The organism is Pseudomonas sp. MUP55 (assembly GCF_034043515.1).
Taxonomy (GTDB): domain Bacteria; phylum Pseudomonadota; class Gammaproteobacteria; order Pseudomonadales; family Pseudomonadaceae; genus Aquipseudomonas.
This window is the reverse complement of sequence record NZ_CP138214.1, coordinates 4849633-4876164: the sequence shown is the minus strand read 5'-3', so window position 1 is coordinate 4876164 and position 26532 is coordinate 4849633. Positions and strand designations below refer to the sequence as shown.

Here is a 26532-nt window from a genome sequence, read left to right as displayed (position 1 = left end):
AACCCGATGTCGCTTAAGCACTTTATCCAAATCACCAAACCGGGGATCATTTTCGGTAACGTGCTTTCTGTGGCGGGCGGTTTCTTCCTGGCCTCCAAGGGACATGTCGATCTGGCCATCTTCCTGGCTGCAATGATCGGTACGTCCCTGGTGGTTGCTTCCGGTTGCGTGTTCAACAACTGCATCGACCGTGACATCGACATCAAGATGGAGCGCACCAAGAATCGTGTGCTGGTCCAGGGCCTTATCTCCCTGAAACTGGCACTGATCTTCGCGACCGTCCTGGGTGTTGCAGGCGTGGTGTTGTTGTACAAGGTGGCCAACCCGCTGGCGGCGCTGTTTGCCGTGATCGGTTTTGTCATCTATGTCGGCCTCTACAGCCTCTACCTCAAGCGCAAGTCGGTGCACGGCACGCTCGTGGGCAGTCTGTCGGGGGCGATGCCGCCGGTGATTGGTTATGTGGCTGTAACCAATAGCTTCGACATGGCCGCGCTGGTGCTGCTGGTGATGTTCAGCCTGTGGCAGATGCCGCATTCCTACGCCATCGCGATTTTCCGCTTCAATGACTACCTGGCTGCGTCGATTCCGGTTCTGCCGGTCAAGCGTGGCATCCAGGTGGCCAAGAAACACATCCTGCTCTACATCCTGGCCTTCCTCGTGGCGACCTTGATGTTGACCTTCAGTGGCTACGCCGGCATGAGCTACCTCGCCGTCGCCGCGGCCATGGGCATGTACTGGTTGTACATGGCCTGGACCGGCTACAAGGCGGTGGATGACACCGTCTGGGCGCGCAAGCTGTTCGTGTTCTCGATCTTCACCATCACCGCGCTCAGCGTGATGATGTCCCTGGATTTCCAAGTGCCGAAAGAGCTGTTGCTGACCTACGCCCACTGAGTGGTCTTGCAGTGAAAAGCCCCGCCTTCGAAAGATGCGCGGGGTTTTTTATTGACCGCTGTGTCAAACCGGATGCGCTGCGTTATCGTTGATGTTTTTCGCGAGCAAGGGCTAGCCGCCCGCCTCGCTCCTACACTTAATTCCACGACTGCGGGAAGCAACGCAATGAGTAAAAAAGCCGTTATGGTGTTCAGTGGCGGGCAGGATTCGACCACCTGCTTGATCCAGGCGCTGAAGCTGTATGACGAAGTGCACTGCATCACCTTCGATTATGGTCAGCGGCATGTGGCGGAAATCGAAGTGGCCCAAAAGCTGGCCAAACAGCTGGGCGCCACCGTGCACAAAGTGATGGACGTATCCCTGCTCAATGAGCTGGCGATCAGCAGCCTCACCCGCGACAACATCCCCGTGCCCACCGTGAACAGCTCAGGTGAAAGCCTGCCGAGCACCTTCGTGCCGGGGCGCAATATCCTCTTCCTGACCCTCGCCGCGATCTACGCCTATCAAGTGAAGGCTGAGACCGTGATCACCGGCGTCTGCGAAACCGACTTTTCGGGCTACCCGGATTGCCGTGACGAGTTCGTCAAAGCGCTCAACCAGGCCCTCAAGCTGGGCATGGAATACGACGTGCGTCTCGACACGCCGCTGATGTGGCTGAACAAGGCCGAGACCTGGGCCCTGGCCGATTACCACGGGCAACTGGAACTGGTGCGCGAGCAGACACTGACCTGCTACAACGGCATCATCGGCACCGGCTGTGGCGAATGTGATGCGTGCAACCTGCGCGCCCGCGGCCTGAATGAGTACCTGCAGAACAAGGCCGATGTCATGCAGAGCCTCAAGCACAAGCTGCAGCTGAAATAGTGAGGTCCAAATGTGGGAGGGGGCTTGCCCCCGATGAGGCCGTGTCAGTGAATGCATGTTCAGCTGACACACCGCCATCGGGGGCAAGCCCCCTCCCACATGAGCAGTAGCCCATAGAGCTTATGCGCTGGCACTGGTCAGGTAGCGTTTGAACAACGAACGCGCGCCATAGGCGGGCAGGATATTGAAGAACGCAAAGCCGACTTTGATCGCGATCTGTACATAGATCATGCTCAGCAGGTCGCTGGTCTGCATGACGCCATAGAAGGCAATAAAGCAGAACAGGAAGCTGTCGATGATGACCGCAAAGAACGTACTGAGGAAAATCCGCAGGTACAGGTATCGGGAGTTGGTCAGTTCCTTGATTTTGCACAGCAGGTAGGAATTGATGTTCTCCGACACCAGGAACGACACCGAAGAGGCGATCAGCACCGACGACACTTGCAGGATCACGTCGTTGTAAGGCCCATCGAGTTTCCAGCCCGGCAAACCCGGCAGGAAGGTCGAGCTATAGAGCAGGATGATGATCATCGCGTTACTGGCAAACGCAAACAGAATCGCCCTGCGGGCCAGGCGCAGCCCGAAGTTTTCGTTCAGCAGGTCCACGATCAGGAAGGTCAGCGGGTACAGGAACGTGCCCGGTGTGACGATGATGCCCATCGATTCCAGGTAAATCGGTTTGGTCGCCGCGATGCTGGTGAAGATATAAAACGTGAACAGCAACAGGTTCAGGATGATGTAGATCATCCATGAGTTCTCATTGCGGTCGTTCATGTCGTACGCGGTGAGTGTGCCGGCCTGCGAGTAGAACTTCTTGTAGAGGTTCTTGATTTCCAGCTTGTTGAAGTTGTCCATCATTTCGCTGTTGAGCACTTCACTGAGCTTGATCTTGATGACCTTGCCGGTGGCGATCACCATGACCACGGCCAGGCGTTTGTCATTCTCAAAGCCCAGCAGCTTGTATTTACTGTTTTCAGCGCTCACTTCAGCCGTGGTCATTGAAGCGTTCCTCGAAAATATCGCCGATGACACACAAACGATCTGAATTCGCGCAGGGTTCGAGGCTGATGAACAGCTTTTTGGTAGCGCGGTCGTACATCAGCTTTTCCTTGTCGTCACTGGACACGCCTTTTTGCACGATCAGCAGGTCCCCCGGCTCATTGATGCCGGGAATCCCGTGTTCCAGCAGCACGCCGATCAAATTGCAGGACAGGCCGAAGTAGTAAGTCAGCGGAAACAGCGTGGACAGTTCGCCGATGCGCTTGCCCAGGTTCTGCATGAGCAGGCTTTCCTTGAGCACCGGCACCGCTGCCGGGTTCATGTTGCCCAAGGGGGAAACATTGCTCTCGATGATTTCCTTGGCTTCGAAATTGATGGTCTCGATTTCTTCATAGGAGACCCCAAAGAAGTCGGAGATCTTGCGGATGGTCGACTGCTGTACGTTGGCGACCTTGCCTTCCAGGATGTTGTAGATGGTGGTCCTGGTCAGCCCGGCGGCGCTGCTTAACGAAAGCTGGGTTTCGCCGCGACTTTTGATCAAGTACCTGATGTTGCTCTTGAGGTGCTCGGTTTTTTCCCGTCTGTGCATCACGTGCTCACCCGTTCCTTCTTGTCATGATCGTCCATTGCCGCGCGAGACCAGCAGCCTAGAGCGTGTCGTGGCGTATTTTCGGCTTCCTGGCAACGAGTGTTACATGCGTCATCCTCGACAATAAAGCGCTGCGTGCATCGTTCCGGCAGGTCAGGCGCGGTCGGCGGCGTTGGCTGGGTTAACCAGGTGATGCTAAATCGGGCGACATATTCCTCGTCATACTCCTCTGTACGACACGTACGAATTCCCGTCCGCCTACAAGGAGTAGTCACCATGGTCAGCGTCAGTCGTCGGTCCGTTCTCGCACTGGGTGCGGCCTTGCCGGTGCTTGGGCATCTGGATTGGGCGCTCGCAAGCCCTGCGCCGGCGGCTTCTGACTACGTACTGCTCAATTACAATGAAAGCCCTTATGGGCCGTCGAAAGCGGCGCTCGAGGCCATGCAGCGCGGTAACGCGGCATCGGCGCGTTATCCCTACCCGCACATGTACGCGTTGGCGGCGCTGTTTGCCCAGCAGCAAGGCATCGGCGAGGACAACGTGGCTGTGTTCGCCGGCTCCATGGCGGCTCTGCGCTATGCCGTGCTGGCGTTCACCGGTCCAACCCGTGGCCTGGTGATGGCCACGCCGTCCTACGAAGTACCGCGCCAGGCGGCGGAGTCGAACAAGGCACCGGTGCACGAAGTCGACCTTGATGCCCAGCATGCCCATGATGTGCCGGCCATGCTCGCAGCGGACCCCCAGGCCGGCATGCTGTACCTGTGCAACCCCAACAACCCGACCGGCACCCTGACCCCCACCGAGGCGATCCACCAAGCGCTGGCGAACAAGCCCGAAGGCAGCGTGCTGGTGGTGGACGAAGCCTATATCGACTTCTGCGATGCCCAAAGTTGCGTGAGCTGGATCAAGGATCACGACGACCTGCTGGTACTGCGCACGTTCTCGAAAATCTACGGCATGGCCGGTGCGCGCATCGGTCTGGCCATCGGCCATCCTGCGCTGCTGGAGCGCCTCGCGGTGTTTGGCGGCGACAACGTCCCGGCCGGTGCCGGCCTGCTGGGCGCCCATGCCAGCCTGGAAGACGTCAAGCTGCTGGGCCAACGCAAAGCGCTCAATGCCAGCGTGCGGGATGAGACTATTGCCTGGCTGAAGGGGCTGGGGTTTGCCTGCACGGTTTCCCACAGCAACTGCTTCATGATCGACGTCAGGCAGCCGGCGCAACAGCTGGTCGAGCGGCTGGCTGAGCAGCATGTGCTGGTAGGGCGGGTATGGAAGAACTGGCCGCAGTGGGTGCGGGTGACGGTAGGTAACCGCCAGGAGATGGAGCGCTTTCGCGAGGTTTTTGCCGCGCAGGTGCAACGCGTTGGCTGAAACAACCTGGACACTGACGTGGGAGCGGGTGAGCTCCCACGTGGATGCCGGCATGGGTTACTGCTGGGCGATGCTGTACCCGTCAAACGCGGTCTGCTGTTGCAGCGCCGTGATCACGCTCTTGCGGCTCAGCGGCTGTTCGGTACCCGCGTTATCCACAAAGCTCTCCACGTCCAGCTCGGCCTCATCGCCCTCGCCAACGAAGTTGAACCCCAGGAACTCGAACGCTTCACGGTCGACGTTGAGTTTGGAGCGCGGTGTGCGCAGCGGCAGGGTGACGCTGATGCCATCCTTGCTGATCACAAACACTTCGGCTTCTTTCTTGGCGCGTGCGGCCTTGCCCTTGCCGGCGCTTGGGTTGCTGATGGCCTGGTGCGACTGGTTCAGCACCTTGAGGGCCAGGCCATAGACCAGTTCCTGGAAGTCAGGGTCGTCCTTGAAGCTGGACAGGATGCGGCTGATGGAGAACTTGCTGCTCAGGTCTTCCAGGGCGGCGTTATCGGCGGCCTCGGCGTCCTTCAATTGCTTGAGCTGGCCCATCAGGTCGTAGGCTTTGTCATCGTCGAAGGCGTCGTGGGCCTGACGAATAGCCAGGCGCAACTCGCGGATCTGGTCGCTTTCCTTGGAGGTATGAAACGCGTCCAGCACCATTTCGCTGATGATCTTGGCCGCTGGCACATGCTGTGAAAGATGGATGGCGTTTTCGTACTCGGCTTTGGCGTGCAAGGCGACTACGGAGGCTTCGGCGGATTCAGCGGTGTACGAATCGGACATTGAAATTTCACTACTTCAGTAAACGGGAGAGACAAAAAAGCGTCGGGCATTTTCAGGGGGCAGGGGAGTCAGGTCAAGGCGCCCCGTCAGAGCGTCAAGCGAAGGCACGCGTCTAGTCCAGTTGCTCAAGGCACGCCTGGAGCGTGTCCAGCCCTTCCTCCAGCACGGCCGGCTCGATGGTCAGCGGGGCCAGCAAACGGATGATGTGCCGCGACTTGCCGCTGGGCATCAGCAGCAGGCCGGCAGCGCGCGCCAGGCTCAGCAATTGGCTCAGTTGCTTGGCGGCGGGCGTGCCGTCGGCATGCGCCAGTTCAATGCCACGCATGGCACCCACACCAGTGAGACGGCCCAGGTAGGGCGACAGGTGTTGCGCGCGCCACGCTTGATAACGTCGCACGATGGCCTCTTCCTGCCGAGCGCCCCATGCCTGCAGGTGTTCATCGGTCATGACGTCGAGCGTTGCCAGGGCGGCGGCGCAGGCGATGGGGTTGCCGGAGTAGGTCCCCCCCAGCCCGCCTTTGGGCAGGTTGTCCATCAGTGCCTTGCGACCCACCACCGCCCCCAGCGGCACGCCGCCGGCAATGCTTTTGCCCAGCAGGATCAGGTCGGGTTCGATGCCCAGGCGCGAGAAGGCAAAGCGCTGCCCGGTGCGACCGAAACCGGACTGGATCTCATCGGCAATCAACAGGATGTCGTGCTCGTCACAAAAGCGTCGCAGAGCCTGGGCGAACGCCATATCCAGGGCGAGGAAGCCACCTTCGCCCTGTACCGGCTCAATGATGAAACAGGCGACATCGTTGACGTCGATTTCCACGCTGAACAGGCGGTCCATGGCCTTCAGCGCTTCGGCGCAGGTCACGCCGTTGTCGGCGCTGGGGTAGGGCAGGTGGTACACGGGACCTGGCAGTACGCCGATCTTTTGCTTGTAGGGCGCCACTTTGCCATTGAGGTTGAGGGTGGCCAGGGTACGCCCATGGAACGCTCCGTCGAACGCGATCACCGCCGTGCGGCCGGTGGCGCCGCGCACTATCTTCAAGGCGTTTTCCGCAGCCTCGGCACCGCTGTTGGTGAGCATGCCGCTGACCGGGTAGCTCACCGGAATAAAGGCGGTCAGGCGCTCCATTAATTCGATATAGGGCACATGCGGCGCGGCGTTGAACGCATAGTGAGTGAGCCTGGTTGCTTGCGCGCAAATGGCGTCCACCACGGCCGGGTGGCAATGGCCAAGGTTGAGTACGCCAATGCCGCCGACAAAATCGATATAGCGCTTACCCTCGGTGTCCCAGACTTCGGCGTTTTTACCGTGGCTGAGGCTGATGGGGTGGACGATGGAGATCGATTGGCTGATCGTTTCGCGGCTCATGAATCGTTGACTCGGCAGTGATGGGCTGGGTTTTATCTAAGCCGCGCCAGTGCCCTTGCCGCAAACGAAATAAAGTCGCCGGATCATTATTAAAAGTCGCGATGTGCGCTCGGGTTGCCAGGCTCCAATACGCGCCGAGCGTCAATGGGCACAGGCGGCTACCGGTTATTTATTCCGACACGCCATTCTTCCCCGCCGCTTTGGACCGATACAACGCCTGATCGGCGCGCGCCATCAGGGCTGCCGGTGACTCGCCGATCCGCCGTTCCACCACGCCCAGGCTCAGGGTGATCCTGGTATCTCCGACGGCGGGCATTTCCTGGATTTTACGGCGCACCCTTTCGGCCAGCTCCTTCGCCGTCTCCACAGTACTGTCGGGCAATACCAGCATGAACTCGTCGCCGCCCCAGCGGGCCAGCAGGTCACCTGGCCGTACGCAGGCTTCCAGGCCCTCCACTACCTGTATCAGCGTCTGGTCGCCTACGGCATGGCCGTGTCGGTCATTGATCGGCTTGAAGTCATCGATATCCATCGCCACCAGGGCCAGTGGCAAGCGAAAGCGCTCGGCACGTTCGCACTGCTGGAGCAAAACCTGTTCCAGGCGATAACGGTTGGCGATGCGCGTCAGAGCATCCCGTTCGGCCAGGGAGCGGTTTTCGTCCAGCTGTAACCGCAGCTGCTGATTGACGCGCGACAATTCAAGGGTGCGCTCGATCACCAAGGCCTCAAGGGATCGGTTACGCTCTTCAAGACGCTCTATTGAAGATTTGCGTGTATGGATATTGCGGTGCGCGCCCACCATGCGGGCTACCGAGTTGTCGGGATTGCGCGCAATGACGTAGCCACGGTCCTCGATCCAGAGGTAAGTGCCGTCGTGTTTTTTACAGCGATACTCGGCTCGGTAATGGGGGGCGCGTTGGCAGATATAGTCATCAAACCCGGTCATCACGCGCGCAAAATCCTCGGGGTGGATCAGGTTCTCCCAACTGAATACGCTGTTTTCCAGGGAGTGGCGCGGATAGCCCAGCATCTCGTACCAGCCGGGATTGCGGTAGACGAACCCGGTGTTGGCATTCCAGTCCCATACCCCATCGCTGACCAGTTCCATGACTGCGTGAAACATGTCGGCGCTGAGTTCGGAAAAGTCATTGCGCAGCGGTTCGTTGCCGGTTGTATCGTCCATCTACGCGCTTCCTGCGTGGACTGGCTTCAAAGCCAGCGGGTGTTGACGCCGGGACTCCGTGGCTGAGCTACTGTACACCGCCGTTGGCGGGCTTTGAATAGGGCAAACTTGCCGTTCAGGGGCGTGGCGCGATCATTTTCGTGCGAGGTTTTCCATCTGCATTGTGCTGATAAATCATCTCGGGCTGGCCCTGATCGTTGAAAAATACCTGGCCGATTCCTGCTGAATTCCATAACCGCTCGCCGGCCTCTGCATGTTCCGGAATGTGCGGTACCACCTGCATGGTGCGGCGCCGGGTAAACCAGTTGAGCGGCGAGCGTGGCGAGTAGAGCCAGCGATTGAGACGATCGAACCATTCCAGCAGGCGTGGCGGGAACTCATTCTTGATGCCGCTGCTGGTGATCTGCCAGATATTAGGACCAGCGTTGCGGTGGCGGATCAGCACGTGGTAGACGAACGAGTAATGCACGTCACCCGACAAAATCACGTAGTTTCCCGGTGTGCGGGAGTGGCGGAAGATGTTGAGAATCACCTGGGCGGCACCGCGATGGGCCATCCAGTTTTCGGCGTCCACCAGCAATGGGTAACCGCACCAGCTGAACACTTTTTGCACGGTCTCGATCAGCTTTACGCCGAAAATCGGTGCGGGCGAGACGATAATGGCCGAAGGATGATCGAGCAGCTCCTGCTGCAGTTCGCTCAGGGCTTCCCAATCCAGCAGGCCGGAGGGTCGCTTGAGGCTGAACTCGCTGCGCCAGCGCCGGGTGCGGGTATCGAGCACCACCAATGCTGGCGTGGTAGGCAGTACGTAGTGCCAGTGCTGGAATGTGCGAAGTGTTTCGAGTAATGCGTCCTGCGCGGCGGCGTCCAGGTGGTTGGCCTGGGCCTGGGTGGTCAGCGCCTGGGTTTGGCGCACGAGTTCGCCAAACGCATCCGGCTGGTTGCCCCAGCCCTGGCACAGCAGATAAGCCAGCAAGGCATTGCCGATGATGCGCCTGGAGAAGGGGTGGCCATAGGCAGTTTCTTCCCATTGGGCGCTGAGGTTCCAGTCGTCGGTGATGTCATGGTCGTCAAAGATCATCAAGGTCGACAGGTGGGCAAAGACCCGCGCGACACCCGGCAGGCCGTCGCGGAATCGCTTGATCCGAACCTCTTCGCTGGCGTAACGCTGCTGTTGCTCCATGCTCAGCGGTGGGCGCTCAAGCGTGATCAGCGTCCAGGGCGTGGGCGACCATACCAGCAGGTACATCGCGATGACTTCGGCGAAGCTCACCAGGTGGTTATCGGCGGTGCTGCTGGTGAAAATCGGCTTTTTCACGCCACCGAAGAAGCGCTCGCGCAAGGTCTCGTTGCTGTCCAGTGCCGGCAGCAGATCGGCACGCTGATAATAACTGGCGGGATGCCCGTAGAGGCTGGCGCTGTCGTCGACCACCGCGCCTTCGAGGTGTTCGTCGAACAGGCCCAGCCGTGCGATCAGTTCATGAATCGCACGCAGCATCGGCCCGGCGACATCGTCGGCGTAGACCTGATCGCCGCTCATCATCAGCAAGGCCGGACGTTCGGCCGGGGTTTGGGCTTCGGCCAGCAGACGGTCGACGCACAGTAAACCTTCGTCGGCACTGTGATGGGGTTTGCGGCAGGAGCCGTGCACCAATTGGTGGATACGGCTATGCAACACGAAACTGGGGTATTGAGCGTCGGCATACAGCAGGTGCGGTGCCCAGTCGGCTATGCCGGTGTTGTCGGATACCAGGTCGTAGCTGATCGCGACGTCCAGGGGCAGCGCGTCATCCAGCGACACATCGATCAAATGAATAAACGCGTGACGCCCCACTGGTATTACCTGGCACTGGTCCAGGGTAATGTTCAGTGTCTGGGCGGGCAGATGCAGCTTCAGGGTCAGTTCCAGTGCTCGACTTGCTACCAGCCACAACACCAGACGCCGAGCTTCGAGGCGTCGTAGCAGCGGGCCGGCCAGTACGGCGGGCAATGTGTCGGAGTGCGACATGCAGGTCGTGGTCCCAGGCTCGATTGAACCGGTGAGTTTAAGCGAGCAGATGTCATGGTTTTGTTAAGGGGGAGGTACGAAGGGCCGTGCACTGCCCTTCGTAGACGGTCAGTTAAAGCAGGTTGCCCCGCCCCAGGTGGTCCAGCCCACCACTTCTTTTTCTGGAACGATCATTGGTCGCCGTGCCATCAGGCTCGGCGCTATTCAATTGCATCCGTGTGGAGTCGATGCTGCGTTTCCTTCGCTGGGGCTCTGCATCATCCTGCTGCAGAGGTGGGTATTGAAAGTTGCCCAGTGAGTGATTGATTCCGCTGATCATGGATGTTCCTTCTTGAGGATAGGATGGCTTCGCCTATTGGCGCGAAGCCAGGCCAACCTTAATCGCAGCGCAAATGAGGCCGCTATAAACGCGTCGCTGCAAAATATGACTGCGATGTTTAAAAGCATTACAGCGATCAAAAGCGAGGCTGATGCTTGCATGGCAGCCGTGCACGAAGATGTCAGGTTTATTGCGCTGTTGACGCTTTATTGCACGGTTGAAATATATGACGGACAGCCTTGAATAGTTTTAGATGGCGGCTTTACCCAGCCCAGTGAAGCCTGCCGGTGAGTAACCTGTTAATCGTCGACGATGACCTTGAAGTCCTCGCCCTGCTGAAGAAATTTTTCCTGCAACACGGCTATTCGGTAGAGACCGTCGCCAGTGGCCCCGAGCTGTGGACGGCCATGGAACATCAGCCCGCCGACCTGATCATTCTCGACCTGATGCTCCCCGGCGATAACGGCCTGCTGCTGTGCCAGCGTCTGCGCCAGCACTATGCGACGCCGGTGATCATGCTCACCGCCATGGGTGAGCTCAGCGACCGCGTGGTGGGCCTGGAAATGGGCGCCGACGATTACCTGAGCAAACCCTTCGACGCCCGCGAACTGCTGGCGCGGGTGCGTGCGGTATTGCGCCGCGCGGGTGAAAGCCGACCGCCTGCGGGGCAGACCGCGCGCCCGCTGATCCGTTTTGACGGCTGGCAACTGGACCTCACGCGCCGGGAGTTGCGCTCACCCGACCAGGTGATGATTGCGCTGTCGTCGGGCGAATTCGACCTGCTGCTGGTGTTCCTTGAGCATCCCCAGCGCGTGCTCACCCGCGAACAGTTGCTGAACCTGGCGCACGGCCATAGCCATGACGCCGTCGACCGCAGCATTGACGTGCAAGTGAGTCGCCTGCGCCGCAAGCTGGAGTTCGATACCAAACGCCCGGCGATGATCCGCACCGTGCGCAATGGCGGTTATCAGTTCACCGCCAGCGTGAGCCGCTCATGAGCCAGCGTCCGCGCGACACCGTGGCGCGTTGGATCGCGCTGACCGTACTGGTCGCGATGATCACCGCGCTGGCGTTCAATGCCCTGTTCGTACAGCTTGCAGGGGTATGGGCCAGGCCACCGCTGACCGAAACCGGCCTGCTGGAAAAAGTCGCCGTGGTGGTCCGCGTGATCGAAGCGTCCGAGCCGGCGCAGCGTACGCGCCTTGCTCAAGTGATCGGCGACGGCTCTTTCAGCGTGACCTGGGCGGCGCAGCGAGCGGCCCTTGGTTTGCCGGTGCTCAATGATCCTGACTTCAGCACCGGGGAGGAGGTATTCAAGCACCTGCTTGACGGCCCGACGCGACCCACGGAAGTCTATGGACCTGCCGACTGGCCGGACGGCAACGGCCAGTATGTGCTGTTGATGCAGCTAACCGATCGCTCCTGGCTGATGTTCAGTACAGGCACGCGCAGTTGGGGGCTCGACGATGGGGTGCGCAGCCTGATCGTGCTGGCGCTGGTGCTGGTGTCTACCGCGCTGGTCACCCTGGTCGCCACCCGGCGCCTGGCGCGCCCGCTGCAACACTTCGCCCTGGGTGTGCGGCGCTTTGGCAGCGACTTTCGCGCGCCGCCGATCGAACCGGTGGGGCCTCACGAAATGCGCCAGGCGATTCTGGCCTTCAATAGCATGCAGGCGCAGTTGCGTCACTTCATCGAGGACCGCACCCAGATGCTTGCCGCCATCTCCCACGACCTGCGCGCACCGCTGACCCGCCTGCGCCTGCGCGGTGAATTCATCGAGGATGCCGACCAGCAGCAGCGACTGTTTCGCGACGTCGATGAAATGCAGGCCATGATCAACACCGCCCTGGAATTTTTCCGCGACGATGCCCGCCTGGAGCAAGCCACCCAGCTGGACCTGGCGGAGTTGCTGCAGACCCTGATCGACGATTATCGCGACCAGGCCATTGATCTGACCTTCAGCGGCCCACCGCGCCTGGTGTACTTCGGCCGGCCCCTGGGCCTCAAGCGGGTGATGACCAACCTGATGGACAACGCGATTCACTACGGCAAGGCGCCGCAGATCGAGTTGCACAGCAAGCATGGCGAGGTGGTGATTCGCGTGCTGGACCGGGGGCCGGGCATTCCAGCCGCGCATCGGGAGGATGTATTCCTGCCGTTCTATCGCCTGGAGGGGTCACGCAACAAAAGCACGGGCGGCGTAGGGCTTGGGCTGTCTACCGCCCGAGCGATTGTGCTGGAGCATGGCGGCAGCCTGACGCTGTGCGAGCGCCAGGGCGGCGGGTTGGAAGCGGTGGTGATATTGCCTGTATGAGACCTGGCCGGTAACGCATACGATCATTCCCACGCGCGCGCGTACGATCGTTCCCACGCTCCCGCGTGGGAATGTAGCCCGTGACGCTCTGCGTCACTCGCGCGCAATTGCCGAAACGTGCAGCGGTGGCGGAACGCGGAGCGTCCCAAGCGGCATTCCCACGCAGAGCGTGGGAACGATCAAAAATGTGTGTGGGCTTGCTGCATCAGGCCAGTGAGCCTTCAGTCACCCTGGGCACGGTAAACCGGAACTCACTGCCGCGGCCCACCTCACTTTCGGCAACGATTTGGCCGCCATGGGCCTGGACAATGCCTTGGGTGATGTACAGCCCCAAACCGCTGCCGGTGGGGTTGTTTTCGGTTTTTGTCCAGTAGCGTTCGAACACGTGAGGTAACTGGTCCGGCGCGATGCCTTCGCCGGAATCGCGCACCGAGAACACGATTTCTTCACCGTTGCTCATGGCGCTGATGCCGATATTGCCTTGGCGCGGGGTGAACTTGATGGCGTTGCCGATCAGGTTCGACAACACCTGGAATAAGCGCTCCGGGTCGGCATTGATCAGCAGGCCGGGCTCGGCGTTGAACGACAGGTCGATGCCTTTTTCCATCGCGAGAGGGGCGAGCAACGAGTAGGCCTCATCGAACATCTGGCTCACATCCAGCGGCACGGGCTTGACCACATAGCGCCCGGCCTCGATTTTCGAGGTGTCGAGCAAGTCCTCCAGCAGCACGTTCATGCGCCCGGCGGCCTGTTGCATGGTGTCGATGGCAGAGGAGATCCGTCGCGACGTGTGCGGGCCCTCGGAGCTGAACGCTTTTTGCATCATGCCGCAGAGCATGGAGATGACGGTCATCGGGTTACGCAGGTCGTGAGACACCACAGCCACCAAGTCATCACGCGCACGCACCGCCAACTGCTCGCGCTTTACCTGGCGAGCCAGGTCGTTTTCCAGTGCCGAGCGGCGCAGGTCGTTGGCGGCGAACAGGTCGCCATGGCTCCACTTGGTGGAAATGCCCGCCATCACCACTTTCCAGATTTCAAACGAGGTGCGTGGGCGAAGACGCAGGCTACCGTCGGCGTTTTCCAGGTCCAGCGGCTTTTGCGGGTCACCGCTCCAGTTGATGTTTTCCTTCACTTCCGGGCGGAACCACAGCACACCGTTGTCCACCGGCTTGGGCAGGTGCAGGGCCAGCACGCCGCTGGCCACTTGCTGGAACTCGGCGGCCGGTGGGTAGACCGAGGCCAGGTTGTGACTGGAAAACACCGCTTCGTCGCGTTCCTGCAGCCACTTGTGCAGGGCACGAACCTGCGCCGGTTCCGGGCAGTTGCCATAGCGGTGCAATTGCCTGTCCTCGATAATCGCCACGCCACCCGCCCGCGTCAGATCCATCAGCAACTGGCCTTGTTGGGCCAGGCCGTCGAACACGGTGTCCTGCGAGCCCCTCATCGCCTGGTCGAGTCGCGCCAGCGCCTGGACCTTTTCCTCGCGCTGACGGCTCAGTTCCAGGGCCTCCATGGCACTGATCTGCAACGACAGCACCTGGCCGATGGTTTGGCAGGCGGTGCGCAATTCGTTCGGCACCAGCAGCGGCTCGCGGTTGCCGCAACTGATCAGGCCCCAGAGCTTGTCGCCCTTCATCAGCGAGATGCTCATGGACGACAGCACGCCCATGTTCTTCATGTATTGGCAATGAATCGGCGACACGCTGCGCAGGGTGGCGAAGCTCAGGTCCAGAGCCTGCCCGGTGTCCGGGCGCAGCTTGGGCAGCAGCGGTACCGGCTCGTAGGCCGCGTTGGGAATAATCCGCAGCCAGTTGGTGCGGTAGAGCTCGCGCGCCTGCTCCGGGATGTCGGACGCGGGGAAGAACAGGCCGTTGAAAAGCTCCATGGACGGCGCCGACGCTTCGGCGATCACTTGGCCATGGCCTTCGTCTTCGAAGCGGTAGATCAGCACGCGGTCGTAACCGGTCATGGCCTGGATTTCATTCACGCTGATTTCGTACAGCGCCTGCAGGGTTTTCGCCGCCTGCAAGCGTTGCAGCATTTTGCCCAGGTTACTGGTGCGACCGTTCAACGCGCGCGGTTTGAAATTTTCCAGGTGCGGCTCGAATTCGAGTATCAGCACGTTCTGATGGCGGTGCAGCAGGCCCTCGAAGGGCGTGCCGTTAAGCGTGACGTGCAGCGCTGGCGCATCGAGAAACGTGTTGTGCTGCGCCATGGCCTGCACGGCGTGCGCCTGCTCCGTACCGATCAGCGTGTGCAGTGGCTGGCCCAACAGCGCCTCGGGCGCATGGTTGAACAGCGTATCCACGTTGGCGCTGACCTGGATGATGTTCAGGTCTGGTTCCGACAGGGTCAGCAGCGCACCATGGGGCTGGATCGCCCCCGGAAAGCGGATGGGCTCGTCAGCACAGTTGGCAAGCAGCTCTTCAAAATCGTCGGGTTTCATAGCAGTACCTCCTGGCTGTCGAGCCATTGCTCAAAGCCGCTGAATGTGGAACGCGCAGCGATGACTGCGTGCTCTCTGGCGGTCGCGTCCAGCGGCAGGCGAGCCAGGTAGTCGAGAAAATCTTTCCAGCGTCGGCCGGTCTCTACGCCGTAAACATCCAGAAACGCACCGCCGTTATCGGCATCGATCGCCAGGCGCCCAGCCATTTCTCGGCGCAGCACTTGCCCGCCGAGTGTAGCGCCTTCAAGCACATACAAGGCGCCGAGGCAGGCGGCGGGCGTGTCCAAGGCAGGGAGTCGGGTGCACAGAGGCAGGGCGCTGAGGGCGTGCTCACTCAGGCCGAGGGCGTAGAGGTCATTGACCAGGGTCGGTGTTTTCTTACGCGATGCCGCGTCATAGCCATCGGGAATTAAATCGCTGCCATACAGCGCAGCTTCCATTGGCTGATAAAAACCGTAGTACGCCTGCAACAATCGCCGGTACCAGCCGGTATCCAGCTGTCCGGAAAAAAACGGCAGGCGCTTTTCCAACGCGACATGCAGCAGCCCCGTGCCTGTGCGCAACGTTTCCAACAAGGAGGGCGCACCAACGTCATGGGCCTTTGAATGCATTCAATGAGCTCGAACTGAGGGCCTCTCGGCCATGAATGACGCGTGAAAATGGGCGACGATTCTACACAATTCGTGGTCATCAGCTGAACGCAATCAGCGAAAAGGCTGACCAGCGGATCAGAAATGTCGCTCCGTTCGGGTTTAGTGACCGCAGAGGGAGCCGCGAAGTTCGATTTAAGTGATGTCGCGACGCTATCAGTGCATCGACAGACCTTGCTGGGTCAAGGCGGTCTGCACGCATTCAATCAAGTGGTCGGTACTCCAGGGCTTGGGTAAAAAGCGCACCGACCCGCCCAGTTGCGACGCTATCGTGGTGTTGCCCGACGTCAACACCACCTGAACCTCGGGCCAGCGATGGGCGACCACGCGGCTCAAGTCGTAACCGTTAAGCAGGCCGGGCATCTGCACATCGCTGACGATCAGGTGCACCGGCTCATCGCCCCGCTCCAGATAAATCATCCCTTCATCGGCCGAAGGGAACGACGTCACCACTGCGCCGAAGTCTTCCAGCACATCCACCATTAACGCCCGAATGATTTCGTCGTCTTCCAGCACTAAAATCGATGGCTGAGCCATGATCCTTACTCCACCATCAGGTTCCAGTAGGGTGGAGTGGAACTCGGGCACATAGGTTCGATTGGATGTTTTTTAAACGATGGGTGGTCGTTTGACGGTTAGTGGGAGGTACGAAGGGGGAAGTCGATTTTAAACAGGCATAATCGCAGGCAACACTCGATGCGGAGCCCTCTGATGAAGTATGCCTTGTTGACCCTAGCCCTGATCTTCAATGCCCACTCGGCGTTTGCTGCCGGCGATGCCGAGGCGGGCGGCAAGCTGTTCACCAAGACGTGCGGCGGCTGTCACAGTGTCGGTGAAGGCGCACGGGGTGGGTTCGGGCCCCAACTCAACGGCATCATCGGCCGGCCAGCGGGGACAACCACGGATTACCAATATTCCGACGCGATGAAAAACTCCGGCGTGGTCTGGACACGCGACAAACTGGCGGCCTATATCGAAGCGCCGAAGAAAGTGGTGAGCGGTACGCGGATGATCTTCTGGGGCATCAGTGACCAAGAGAAGATTGAAAATATATTGGCGTATCTTGAGACGTTCCAGCCCAAATAAGCGTTGAGGCACGGCTGATCAACTTTGGGGGCTGTCGTGCCGCTGTGAGCGAGGTAAAGCCTGTGCGAACACCGCGCCGTTGAACGTTTGGGTGCAGCAGTTGCAAAAGCGCGTCATGTGCTCGGGCGTTAGCCGCGGGTTGACCTTTTGCAGCAGGCCAGCTTCGTCCACCCACAAGCCGCTGTAGTAGCTATTTTCGTCCGTTCGTACGTATTCCTGCTTGTCGCTTTCATGCAGCGCAACCATCCAGAACACCGGATCTGGACGGTCCAGGCGGGCCTTGGCTTCGCTGAAAACCTGGCTCCATGGGTGGCCGACTTTGGACAGAAGAAAGCGGAATAGCGGTGTGTAATCGAGCCCGTGTCGTTGATGGCTGTGCATTGACCCGCGAGTTGATTGCGCGCGCTTTTCGGCCTTGCTGTGTCGTTCGTACCGGTACGCGCCGCAGCTTCCGTGGCGTACGCCATGGGTTCGGGTGTTGACTGAGCGATAGAGAGGCTTTTGCGATGTAGGTCTCATTGCATCATGACCTCTTCTTTGGTTGTTTTGGAGGCGGTGGCCACGCGCCTTGGTAACGGAAGGAAATCTGGTAGTCGAGCTGGTCGGGCTCAATCATGTGCTGGAAGTAGGGCTGGATAATCGTTATCCAATTTGGCAGCAGGTTGAATACATCCGCATATATCGCGGTTTCCTCACCTAACCCCAACGCTTTCAGAATACCGTCCGAGTCCTCGATAGCCGCTGAATACTCATCCGCCTTCAAGTTATCACTGTGTTTTTCGTACCAACGCAATCTGATTTTCATCGCCATTTGCGCGTTCCTCGTTATTTGTAAATCCGACGTTTTGGGTCCGCCGCTCCTCGACGCTCGGCGGTGTAAGGGTCAAACGCGCCGAGGTGTTCCAAATCACTTTTTCGATAGACTTCCAGCTCGCCTTTTTTGGAATCCCATTCGAATATTCTCTTTCCTTTTGCGTCTATCCATCGTTCACGTAAGCCCGCTCCGCCTTTTCTTGGTGTTAAAGGTTTTTGGGGGATCAGCCCAGGGAAGCCTGTTATGTCTTCGGTTTCGAGCGCAGGGAAGTAATCATGATCTGGGTTTCGTAGCCCCTTCCTCGGCTCATTAACCACCACATACAACGGCCGAACCCCCGACTCCACCGGGAACACCAGAATAAAATCCCGGTACTCCGGTGGATAAATCGGGTTCACCAGTATCTGCGCGGCCTTCTCCGTCGGTGGGTAGATCCACACCACCGGCGCTTGTGGCGCAGCTTCCAGTGCCGGAATGCCAAGGGTGTCGCCAGGGTCAATCGCAGGCGTCCAGATCAGCTCAACGCCCTGGCCCAAATCCGCCATAAACTGATCGCCACGGCTTTGGAACTGCACCACATCGATCATCTGCCAGTTCGGATGGTTGCCGGTATAAAACCCGTACCCCTTGAGCGTACCGTCCTCGCGTTGCTCGATATGCAAGCGCATCTGCGAGCGTGCCTTTTGCATCGTGCGCAATTGCTCTTCGCTATAGAGCGCGCTATCGCCCAACGCCGATGGCCAAACCAGCCCCACCAAACCTGCCAGCAGGCCAGCGCCTACGGTGCCTGCAGCCGCAGCAGCGGACTCCACGACGGCCGAGCGCAACGCCAACTGACCCAAGCCTACCGGGAGCGCGCTGCCGCTGATCTTGCGCAGGGCCATCGCGCCTCGGCTATCCAATTCGCGCCCACCCAGCAGACTGAAATGGCCGTAGTCTTTAATCAGTTCAAGGGGTACGTAACCGGCAGGGTCGGCGTAGTGAATGATTCCATCGGGCAATTGGCAGGGTTTGGTGAAGGTACAGCCTGGCAGCTTCTCGGGCGCAGGCGCCTGGCCGGGAAGAGGTTCGGACAGGTCAATGTGTGGCGAATAGGGCACGCGTTTGGGCTGCGGCGACAGAATGCGCCTTCTGAGCTGTTCTTCTTCGGTGATGGGGTATGCGCGTTCTGACATGACGGCTCACTTCCTTGTGCGAGGCAGTGAGACTACGAGGCAGAATCGGGGGCTGATATTGGCTTTGTTCGATGGCTTGCGTGGGAAAAGTCAGTTGAGCGGGGCTATGCCTGGTGCGGACTGCTTAGGTGTAAGCGCGGGGTTTGGCGGTGTGGGGGCTGGCGTCTTCGCAGGCAAGCCAGCTCCTACAGATTGAGCGGTTGAATCGTGCAGTGGTTTAGCCCAGCAGGTGCTTGGAAATCAGGCGAGAGATTTCCACAATCGAGGTCTTGCCGGTGAACTCGAATTTCACCTTCCCCAGCGACGAGAAGTAAATCTCCAATTCCGAATCCAGATCAAACGTCCCGGACGTTTCCACCGAGTACGCCACGATATTTTTATACGGCAGCGAGGTGAAATCCTTCTTGCTGCCAGTGATGCCCTGCACGTTCACGGCAATGATGCGCTTGGTGGTGAACACTACGCCGTCGCGCATGGCTTTGTAGGAATCGATCACCTCTTCGCCCTCCAGCAGCAATGCCGCCACGCGTTCGGCGTACTCGTTGTTTTGTTTGAGCTTGAAGAAGCCTTTGTTATTGAAATCGATCATGTGCTTGTCCTGGGTGAGTGGTGTCGCTGGTGTATGACGTTTTGCGCGCGGATCTGTATCTAACGCGCGCATTTTGAACGCCCTACCATGGCGTCCAACCTTACAACGTTGACCAGATGTTTCGTGTCGACAGAACAGACCTCCCCAGAGCCCAACCATGCCTGAATTGTCCAATTGGCTCGCTTATGCGCTGATATCACTCGGCATGGTGCTCACACCCGGCCCGAACATGATTTACCTCATTTCGCGGTCGATCTGCCAAGGGCGCGCGGCCGGGTTCATTTCCCTGGGCGGCGTTGCGTTGGGTTTCTTGGTTTATATGCTGTGCGCGGCATTCGGTATTACCGCGTTGGTGATGGCGGTGCCCTTTGCGTACGACGCCCTGCGGATTGGCGGTGCGTTGTACCTGGCCTATCTGGCCTGGCAGGCCGTCAAGCCGGGTGGCCGTTCGCCGTTCCAGGTGCGCAGCTTGCCTCAGGACGGCCCGCGCAAACTGTTCACCATGGGCCTGGTGACCAACCTGCTGAACCCCAAGGTGGCGGTGATGTATTTGTCACTGCTGCCTCAGTTCATCGACCCGAACGGTCATGGCAGCGTGCTGACGCAATCCTTGGTGCTGGGCTTCACGCAGATTTTCATCAGCGTGAGCGTGAATGCGGTGATTGCCACGTTGGCGGGGTCCATCGCGGTATTTTTCGTCACCCGGCCGGGATGGCAGGTGGTACAGCGCTGGCTGATGGGCACGGTGCTGATGGGATTGGCGGTGCGGATGGCGGTATAGAGGCGTCGGTAATCGCGGTTCACAGGATGGCTTTCAGATAATCCTTGAGCGCGTCGAGCGGGGTACTGAGTGCTTCCAGTGTCGATGCCTGGTGCACGTCCAGAGCAAGCCGTTTCAGTTCCCGGCCCATCACAGTCGTTGCGCCGCCCAACGATTCGAGCGCTGACGTCAGGCATTCATCCAGCTTCAACTGAATCCCAGGCAAATCCCCCTGGCGCACCAACAAGCCAAACACCTCGCGGTCATAGGCTTGCATCACCGGATCATCGCGCAGCAGCGGGCTGCCATCCTCGCGCTCGTGCGCCAGCTTCAGTGCAAAGAGCGCGGCCGCTTCCAGCGTCAATTCCATGGTCTATGTTCCTGGGACTTTAGGGGAGGGCGATGATCACTGTTCCAGGCACGAAAAAAAAGAACCGAATGCTGCGAATCGTTTGGCTTGAACCTCATGTCGGTCAACAGGGGAGAGCGGAGGAGGGCAGATTTATTCTTCCCGGAAATAAATCTGTCCCCTCTTTTCGCTTCTGGGGGTAGCGAGCTGTAACACCAGGCTTAAATGGCCGCCGCAATCAATCCGCGCCGTTCCAACGCCACTTGCGTCTGCTCTGGATTCATCCGCACCAGGTTCACCGGGATGGATTTCGCCGCCGGTGTGTTACTGCGGCTGTCCCGGTTCGCCAATGGCAGCAAGCCATTGGTTTCCGGGTAGTAGGCGGCGCAACAGCCTTGCGGTACGTCGAAGGGGATGACTTTGAAGCCGGGCGCACGACGCGGCGTTGTCTCGTCGAGGGCCGTCTGGAATTCGACGTAGTCCCCAGCCTTGAGCCCCAGGCGCTCGATGTCCTGCGGGTTGAGCATCACCACCATGCGGTCGCCGTAGATACCCCGGTAACGGTCATCGTTGGAATACACCGTGGTGTTGAACTGGTCATGGCTGCGGATCGTCATCAACTGCAGATGGTCAGCGCCCGGTGGCGTGTCGTCTTCGTCAAAAACCCCCTCGGGAAAGAGAAAGTTGGCCTTGCCCGACTCGGTGTTCCACTGGCGCTCGCTGGCGCCATTGGGCAGGCGGAAACCACCGGGCTCTTTGATGCGCTGATTGAAGTCGTAAAACTGCTCGGGCAGCACGGCTTCGATCTTGTCGCGAATGCGCGCGTAATCGCTCACGTAGCTGTCCCAATCCACGTTGGGGTTGGGTTCAAGCGTCGCCTTGGCCATACCGGCGATGATCGCCACTTCGGAAATCAGGTGTTTCGACGCAGGCTCCAGCATGCCGGTGGAGCCGTGCACCATCGACATCGAGTCTTCCACCGTAACGGTTTGCGCCACACCGTTCTGCATGTCCAGCTCCGAGCGGGCGATGCACGGCAGCAAAAATGCTTTCTGGCCATGGACCGTTGCACTGCGGTTGAGCTTGGTATTGACCAGCACCGTCATTTTCAGGCGCTTGACGGTCGGGCACACCACGTCGATATCCGGGATGGCCCGGAAGAAATTGCCGCCCATCGAAATAAACGCTTCCACCTCGCCACGCAGCAGCGCTTCACAGGCCTCGGCCACATCATGCCCACCTTTGCGGGACGCCTCGAAACCGAACACCTTGCTCATGCTGGTCAGGAACGGCTCGCCGGCTTTTTCGTAGATGCCCATGGTGCGGTCACCCTGCACATTGGAGTGGCCGCGAATAGGGCAAGCCCCCGCGCCCAGCTTGCCGATGTTGCCGCGCAACAGCAGCAGGTTAATGATCTGCTGCATCGCGTCGCCACCGCGCTTGTGTTGCGTAATGCCCATGCCCCAGCAACAGATCACCCGCTGCGAATGCATATACACCGCCGCCACCTCTTCCAGCGCCTGACGCGTCAGGCCCGAATGACGCTCGATGATCTCCCATGGCAACTGTCGGCAGTAATCGGCGAACCGCTCAAGGCCGTGGGTGTGCTCCTCGATGAAGGCGACATCCAGCACACGCGGCAGCCCTTCACGCTGCGCCGCATCGTCCGCCTCGATCACCGCTTTGCAGATGCCCTGCACGGCAATCATGTCGCCGCCGATTCTGACCTGATGGTACTGCGAGCTGATCTTCACGCCGCTGCGACTGAGCATATCGCGCGGGTCCTGGGGTGACGCAAACCGCACCAGCGCCTTCTCGCGCAGCGGGTTGAACGAGATGATGCTCGCACCCCGGCGCGCGGCGGCGTGCAGCTCCGACATCATGCGCGGGCTGTTGGTACCGGGGTTCTGACCGAAGATAAAAATCGCATCGGCATTCTCGAAGTCTTCCAGCGTGGTGGTGCCTTTGCCGACGCCAATCGACTCGGGAAGCGCCACGCTGGTGGTCTCGTGACACATGTTCGAGCAGTCAGGAAAGTTAGCCATGCCATACAAGCGGCCAAACAACTGATACAAAAACGCCGCTTCGTTTGACGTACGCCCCGAGGTGTACAACTCCAGCTTCCACGGGTCGCTCAACTGGCGCAGCTCCCGCCCGATCTCGGCGAAAGCCTCATCCCAACTGACCGGCAAGTATTTGTCGCTGCCCGCGTCATAGCGCATCGGCTCGGTGATACGGCCCTGATCTTCCAGGTCGTGATCGCTCCAGGTGGCCAGCTCACTCACCGTATGCTGAGCGAAAAACTGGGGCGTGACCCGCTTTTTGGTCGACTCCCACGCCAGTGCCTTGGCCCCGTTCTCACAGTATTCAAAGGTGTGCGGCTTCTTTGGGTCTGGCCAGGCACAACTGGGGCAGTCGAAACCGTCCGGCTTGTTCATGGACAGCAGCGTACGGTTGCCCTTGAGCAGGATGTGCTGGTGGAGCAGGTGCTTGTTGACCGCGTTTAGTGCGGGCCAGCCGCCGGCGGCAGAGCCGTCGGACTGGGAGCCTTGGAGTGGGGGCTGGGGGTTTTTGGGTTCAGACATTGGGTGGGTTCTCCCTGTTGACGGCCGTGGAGGCGTGGTGCGTAGGGTTGTGATGCGCACGGGTAGGGAGAATTCGGGTTGGGCGACGAGCGTTAGCGACCTAGGAGATCGGGGGGAGGTTCAGTCTGGGTGGGAGCTGTTCAGACGAAGCTCAAGGCTATCTGAAACAGTTGCGCCGCATCATAAGTGCGTCTTTCTGGAACATCATGACGTGATCGACTGAATCGACCACGTTGGACAATCCGCACCTGATCATTGCGGATGACCGTACCGATTGTCGTACCGGCCGGCAGGTTGATATTCCTAGCTTTGGAACGGAGGGGCGGATCTATTTTTTCAAGAAATAAACTCTATTCTTCCTTTTTTCGTCCCCCTCTTTTCCCGTCGTTGCAGTCACGCCTAAATGGGTGTCCAGCCTATAAGGCCACTACATCTGTGGTGTGATCGGGCTCTACGAGACACAAAAGGGTGCGTTGGAGCTCGTGACAAGGCTAATGGGTGACGAGGTTTGAAAACGGCTTGCTTCCATTGCTGAAGGGGGCGTTTTTTCTGTCCGATGCTGATGAGGAGCTGCGGAATGGGATTTAGGCCCTCAATTAAAATCAGTGCGAAAATTTCCAAAGCTCCAAAAAATATGGCCAATTGCCCCGCATACGATTGTATAGTAGCAAATCGCCCGTCGGGCCACATGCTCAGGATGACGCTGTGACCAATCCTTGCTCAATTCGATCGTTGCCTTCCATCTCAACTTGGTTTTCATCCCTAGAACTTCATATTAATGCTCCACCCTGACGTATTCTCATAAAAGATATAAGCGTACCTTATCGATTAAAAAATGGTAGAGAATTAAATGGATACGTCAAAAAAGCGAATAGTTTACGGAAAAAAAAGTAAAGGTATTTCGAATGCGGATGGCCCAGCTAATTTAGGGAAGCTGGATATAATATTTGAGCAGATTAACGGTGAGCTTTACTTAATTAACGATAAAGAATTTTTCTGTGAGACTAAGCAGGTTTTTGTAACCCATAACTATAGCGAAATCGATTTAAGCTTTACTGAGCACGACTTATTGATAATTGAGGCTGTTCCTACCACCCAAGAGTGGAAAGAAGGAGACTGCCGCTATGTTACAACTGCACAGAAAACGAGTCTGAATACATCCAGAAAAGCTGCAGTTCAAATTATGAGTTCTCCGTTGCCTTCGGCTAATGAGAGGTTACTATTTACGGAAACCCCACCTCTCACTCCTTTGATTCTGGTAAAGCACGGAGAAAAGATCTACGGACCCTTTCAGACTGAGGTCGAGATAGATACCGACGGAAGCTCTAGTGTAAAACTTCTAAACCTAGATGGTGCGTTTCCAGGGAAGCCAGGCGGTCCTGTCGGCGGTCTAAGAACTTATAAATATGCAGATATTGAAAATGGTGTTGTCCATTACGATACTAATGGTGATAGATATTCGTTTTTCACGAAGGCCGATATATTCAATCAAATAGATTGCGAATATACAGATTATGCATCCGATGAAGAGATTATAAAGATCTGTAGTGATTTGCTAAAAAAAGCAAATGTTAAAAGCTTTTCAAAGCATGAGCAAATGATGTTTAGGATGGCGGTTTCTAAAGCTAAAGGAATTCCATCCAATGCGTCGGAACAACTAAATCGGTTTTTTTCAATTGCCAGTGAGGCTGACGAGAAATTTGAAAGTCTAGATCAGGCGCTTCATGATTATTTAAATTCCTCGAAAGGCACGGGCTTACTCAATAAGCATATTGAAGAGCGTAAAGAGCAGTACTTAAAACAGTTTAGACAAGATAGGGAGCAACAGCTTCGAGCCGACTTGGCTATTCTTGAAACAGAAGTAGATAGTCTTTCGAAAATACAAAAAAATCTTGAGAACGAAAATCAAGTTGCAGCGGAAAAACTGCAAGAAAGAAATTTCCTGTTGAAAGATCAACAGAAAACGCTATTTGATGAGGCGAGAAATAAAGAGCGAAACGAATTGGACTCCGAGCTCCAAAAGACTAAAGAGCAATTAGCTCTGCTGAAAGAGGAGCTCGGGCCTTACAAGTCACTATCCGATATAAAGGCAGCAGTTGCCCGAGAAGAAGGTCGCCGTAGTTTTCTAACGGATGAAATAACAACGGCTAAACAAGAAAAAATATCTTTAGATGATGAGCTTAATAAAAGAACTGAAGATTTAAGGAAAAAATTAATTGCGTTGAGACCTTACGTTGAAACCATTTCTGGAATGGTATCGCCCGTAGAGGAAGAAGTTACCAAACTTCCTCATGGTAATGGGCGACAATTTGCTCCCAAAGATCTTATAGCTGAAAGAAATCTTTATATAGATCAAATTCGGGAGTCTCTCGCAAGGCAAGGACGTATTTATGAGCGCGATTTTATAGCAAATTTGCTCGTTTCTGTTCAGCAAAGCTTTATCGTGATTTTGTCCGGGCTCCCAGGTGTAGGTAAGACTTCTCTGATTAAGTTGTTAGGTAAATCTAAACTTCTAGATAGCCGGCTTCTTAATATATCGGTTGGGCGTGGTTGGACTAGTCAGCGTGATCTTATAGGGTACTTTAATCCTCTTTCCAATCGCATGGTTCCGGCGCCAACAGGATTCTATAATTATATAAAGTCATGTCAGGCTGAAGTTTGCCATAGTGCTCCACCACTTTGGGTGGTTCTTGATGAGGCGAATTTATCGGCTATTGAACACTATTGGGCTCCTTTTATGGGAATGGCTGACGCTGAGTCAGATCGAACTTTGCGCGTTAACGAAAATGAATCTCCTATTCAGATACCAGAGTCGTTGAGGTTTATCGGCACTATAAACTATGACATGACCACCGAACCGCTAAGCCCGAGGCTTATCGATCGTGCTCCTATTATAACTCTTGAGCCGAGCTATGAGGAGTTTGAGTATGATAGTAAATTTGAGTTCAATGAGGATCTAATACAGATTCCCTACAGTCACGCTTCTTTGGATCAAATGTTTAATGTGGACCCGACTTTGGATCTTGAGATTGAAAGAGCTGCCGTTAATGATCAAATGGCTTTTTTTCAAGATGTTAGAAGCATATTGATGGATAGTAATATCTCTTATGGAAAAAGATGCGTAATTTCAAAGCGTAAAGAAATAGCAATCGAAAGGTATTGCTTGGTTGCACACCCTTTGATGCGGTCAGCTTCAAATATGCGAGCATTAGATTATGCTCTCAGTCAACACGTACTACCTTTAATTCAAGGCAGCGGTGAGGGCTATTGCAAGCGATTGGAGGCGTTGCTGCAAATCTTATCTCCTAGTGAGTTTAAAATTAGCCACAGTATTCTTTATAGGATAGTGGAGGCTGGTAAGCTAGATATGCATTCCTTCAGCTACTTTTCCTAAGGG

At 57.5% G+C, this 26532-nt stretch carries 24 protein-coding genes; 8 read left to right on the top strand and 16 right to left on the bottom strand.

What is annotated here, in order from left to right:
* Positions 1–6 precede the first annotated feature (6 nt).
* Complete coding sequence (cyoE, locus tag SC318_RS21965) at positions 7–894, top strand: heme o synthase (protein WP_003176002.1); 888 nt, start codon at positions 7–9, stop codon at positions 892–894.
* Positions 895–1059: 165 nt separating this feature from the next.
* Positions 1060–1758, top strand: a complete 699-nt coding sequence (gene queC, locus SC318_RS21960; protein WP_320428440.1) for a 7-cyano-7-deazaguanine synthase QueC — start codon at positions 1060–1062, stop codon at positions 1756–1758.
* A gap of 120 nt (positions 1759–1878) precedes the next feature.
* Here queC and SC318_RS21955 read toward each other — a convergent pair whose 3' ends face one another.
* The gene (locus SC318_RS21955; protein ID WP_320428439.1) at positions 1879–2757 is read right to left on the bottom strand and encodes a queuosine precursor transporter; all 879 of its coding nucleotides are present in this window, start codon (positions 2755–2757) and stop codon (positions 1879–1881) included.
* Positions 2744–3346, bottom strand: a complete 603-nt coding sequence (locus tag SC318_RS21950; protein ID WP_320428438.1) for a helix-turn-helix transcriptional regulator — start codon at positions 3344–3346, stop codon at positions 2744–2746. Before SC318_RS21950 ends, SC318_RS21955 begins: the two co-directional genes overlap by 14 nt.
* 276 nt (positions 3347–3622) lie before the next feature.
* Between SC318_RS21950 and SC318_RS21945 the strand changes: the two genes are divergently transcribed.
* Positions 3623–4717, top strand: a complete 1095-nt coding sequence (locus SC318_RS21945; RefSeq protein ID WP_320428437.1) for a pyoverdine biosynthesis transaminase PtaA — start codon at positions 3623–3625, stop codon at positions 4715–4717.
* Between the two features lie 57 nt (positions 4718–4774).
* On the opposite strand, the gene SC318_RS21940 is transcribed toward SC318_RS21945, so the two are convergent.
* The 5 genes from SC318_RS21940 to SC318_RS21920 form a co-directional block, all read right to left on the bottom strand.
* Positions 4775–5491: a hypothetical protein gene (locus tag SC318_RS21940; RefSeq protein ID WP_320428436.1), complete on the bottom strand. Its 717-nt coding sequence runs from the start codon at positions 5489–5491 to the stop codon at positions 4775–4777.
* Positions 5492–5603: 112 nt separating this feature from the next.
* Complete coding sequence (locus SC318_RS21935; protein ID WP_320428435.1) at positions 5604–6854, bottom strand: 2-aminoadipate transaminase; 1251 nt, start codon at positions 6852–6854, stop codon at positions 5604–5606.
* Positions 6855–7023: 169 nt separating this feature from the next.
* Positions 7024–8037: a diguanylate cyclase domain-containing protein gene (locus SC318_RS21930; RefSeq protein ID WP_320428434.1), complete on the bottom strand. Its 1014-nt coding sequence runs from the start codon at positions 8035–8037 to the stop codon at positions 7024–7026.
* 115 nt (positions 8038–8152) lie between these two features.
* Positions 8153–10045, bottom strand: coding sequence for an alkaline phosphatase D family protein (locus tag SC318_RS21925; RefSeq protein WP_320428433.1), 1893 nt, complete (start codon positions 10043–10045; stop codon positions 8153–8155).
* Between the two features lie 112 nt (positions 10046–10157).
* Positions 10158–10364: a hypothetical protein gene (locus SC318_RS21920; RefSeq protein WP_320428432.1), complete on the bottom strand. Its 207-nt coding sequence runs from the start codon at positions 10362–10364 to the stop codon at positions 10158–10160.
* A 287-nt stretch (positions 10365–10651) separates the two neighbouring features.
* On the opposite strand from SC318_RS21920, the gene SC318_RS21915 reads away from it, so the two are divergent.
* Both SC318_RS21915 and SC318_RS21910 read left to right on the top strand, forming a co-directional pair.
* Entirely contained in the window at positions 10652–11362 is a 711-nt protein-coding gene (locus tag SC318_RS21915; protein ID WP_320428431.1) for a response regulator, read from the top strand.
* Positions 11359–12678 carry an ATP-binding protein gene (locus tag SC318_RS21910; protein ID WP_320428430.1) on the top strand — a complete coding sequence of 440 codons (1320 nt, stop codon included), beginning with the start codon at positions 11359–11361 and terminating at the stop codon, positions 12676–12678. Before SC318_RS21915 ends, SC318_RS21910 begins: the two co-directional genes overlap by 4 nt.
* Before the next feature lie 205 nt (positions 12679–12883).
* Here the strand turns inward: SC318_RS21910 and SC318_RS21905 are convergent, their stop codons facing one another.
* The 3 genes from SC318_RS21905 to SC318_RS21895 form a co-directional block, all read right to left on the bottom strand.
* Entirely contained in the window at positions 12884–15127 is a 2244-nt protein-coding gene (locus tag SC318_RS21905; protein ID WP_320428429.1) for an ATP-binding protein, read from the bottom strand.
* Positions 15124–15738, bottom strand: coding sequence for a biliverdin-producing heme oxygenase (locus SC318_RS21900; protein WP_320428428.1), 615 nt, complete (start codon positions 15736–15738; stop codon positions 15124–15126). Before SC318_RS21900 ends, SC318_RS21905 begins: the two co-directional genes overlap by 4 nt.
* A gap of 195 nt (positions 15739–15933) precedes the next feature.
* On the bottom strand, positions 15934–16314 hold the full coding sequence (locus SC318_RS21895) for a response regulator (protein WP_320428427.1): 381 nt from the start codon (positions 16312–16314) through the stop codon (positions 15934–15936).
* A 174-nt stretch (positions 16315–16488) separates the two neighbouring features.
* On the opposite strand from SC318_RS21895, the gene SC318_RS21890 reads away from it, so the two are divergent.
* On the top strand, positions 16489–16863 hold the full coding sequence (locus SC318_RS21890) for a c-type cytochrome (RefSeq protein ID WP_320428426.1): 375 nt from the start codon (positions 16489–16491) through the stop codon (positions 16861–16863).
* Between the two features lie 18 nt (positions 16864–16881).
* On the opposite strand, the gene SC318_RS21885 is transcribed toward SC318_RS21890, so the two are convergent.
* The 4 genes from SC318_RS21885 to SC318_RS21870 all read right to left on the bottom strand — a co-directional run bounded on the left by SC318_RS21885 (position 16882) and on the right by SC318_RS21870 (position 19441).
* Entirely contained in the window at positions 16882–17244 is a 363-nt protein-coding gene (locus SC318_RS21885; protein ID WP_320428425.1) for a hypothetical protein, read from the bottom strand.
* Positions 17245–17386: 142 nt separating this feature from the next.
* A complete protein-coding gene (locus SC318_RS21880; RefSeq protein ID WP_320428424.1) occupies positions 17387–17674 on the bottom strand; it encodes a colicin E3-like toxin immunity protein in 288 nt (95 codons plus the stop codon).
* Positions 17675–17688: 14 nt separating this feature from the next.
* Positions 17689–18852, bottom strand: a complete 1164-nt coding sequence (locus tag SC318_RS21875; protein ID WP_320428423.1) for an S-type pyocin domain-containing protein — start codon at positions 18850–18852, stop codon at positions 17689–17691.
* A gap of 217 nt (positions 18853–19069) precedes the next feature.
* Positions 19070–19441 carry a PH domain-containing protein gene (locus SC318_RS21870; RefSeq protein WP_320428422.1) on the bottom strand — a complete coding sequence of 124 codons (372 nt, stop codon included), beginning with the start codon at positions 19439–19441 and terminating at the stop codon, positions 19070–19072.
* A 157-nt stretch (positions 19442–19598) separates the two neighbouring features.
* On the opposite strand from SC318_RS21870, the gene SC318_RS21865 reads away from it, so the two are divergent.
* The gene (locus SC318_RS21865) at positions 19599–20222 is read left to right on the top strand and encodes a LysE family translocator (RefSeq protein WP_320428421.1); all 624 of its coding nucleotides are present in this window, start codon (positions 19599–19601) and stop codon (positions 20220–20222) included.
* A gap of 19 nt (positions 20223–20241) precedes the next feature.
* Here SC318_RS21865 and SC318_RS21860 read toward each other — a convergent pair whose 3' ends face one another.
* Both SC318_RS21860 and SC318_RS21855 read right to left on the bottom strand, forming a co-directional pair.
* Complete coding sequence (locus tag SC318_RS21860; protein ID WP_320428420.1) at positions 20242–20571, bottom strand: hypothetical protein; 330 nt, start codon at positions 20569–20571, stop codon at positions 20242–20244.
* A gap of 200 nt (positions 20572–20771) precedes the next feature.
* On the bottom strand, positions 20772–23135 hold the full coding sequence (locus SC318_RS21855) for an FdhF/YdeP family oxidoreductase (protein WP_320428419.1): 2364 nt from the start codon (positions 23133–23135) through the stop codon (positions 20772–20774).
* A gap of 850 nt (positions 23136–23985) precedes the next feature.
* Between SC318_RS21855 and SC318_RS21850 the strand changes: the two genes are divergently transcribed.
* Entirely contained in the window at positions 23986–26529 is a 2544-nt protein-coding gene (locus SC318_RS21850) for a DUF8727 domain-containing protein (protein WP_320428418.1), read from the top strand.
* The last annotated feature ends 3 nt before the right edge of the window (positions 26530–26532 follow it).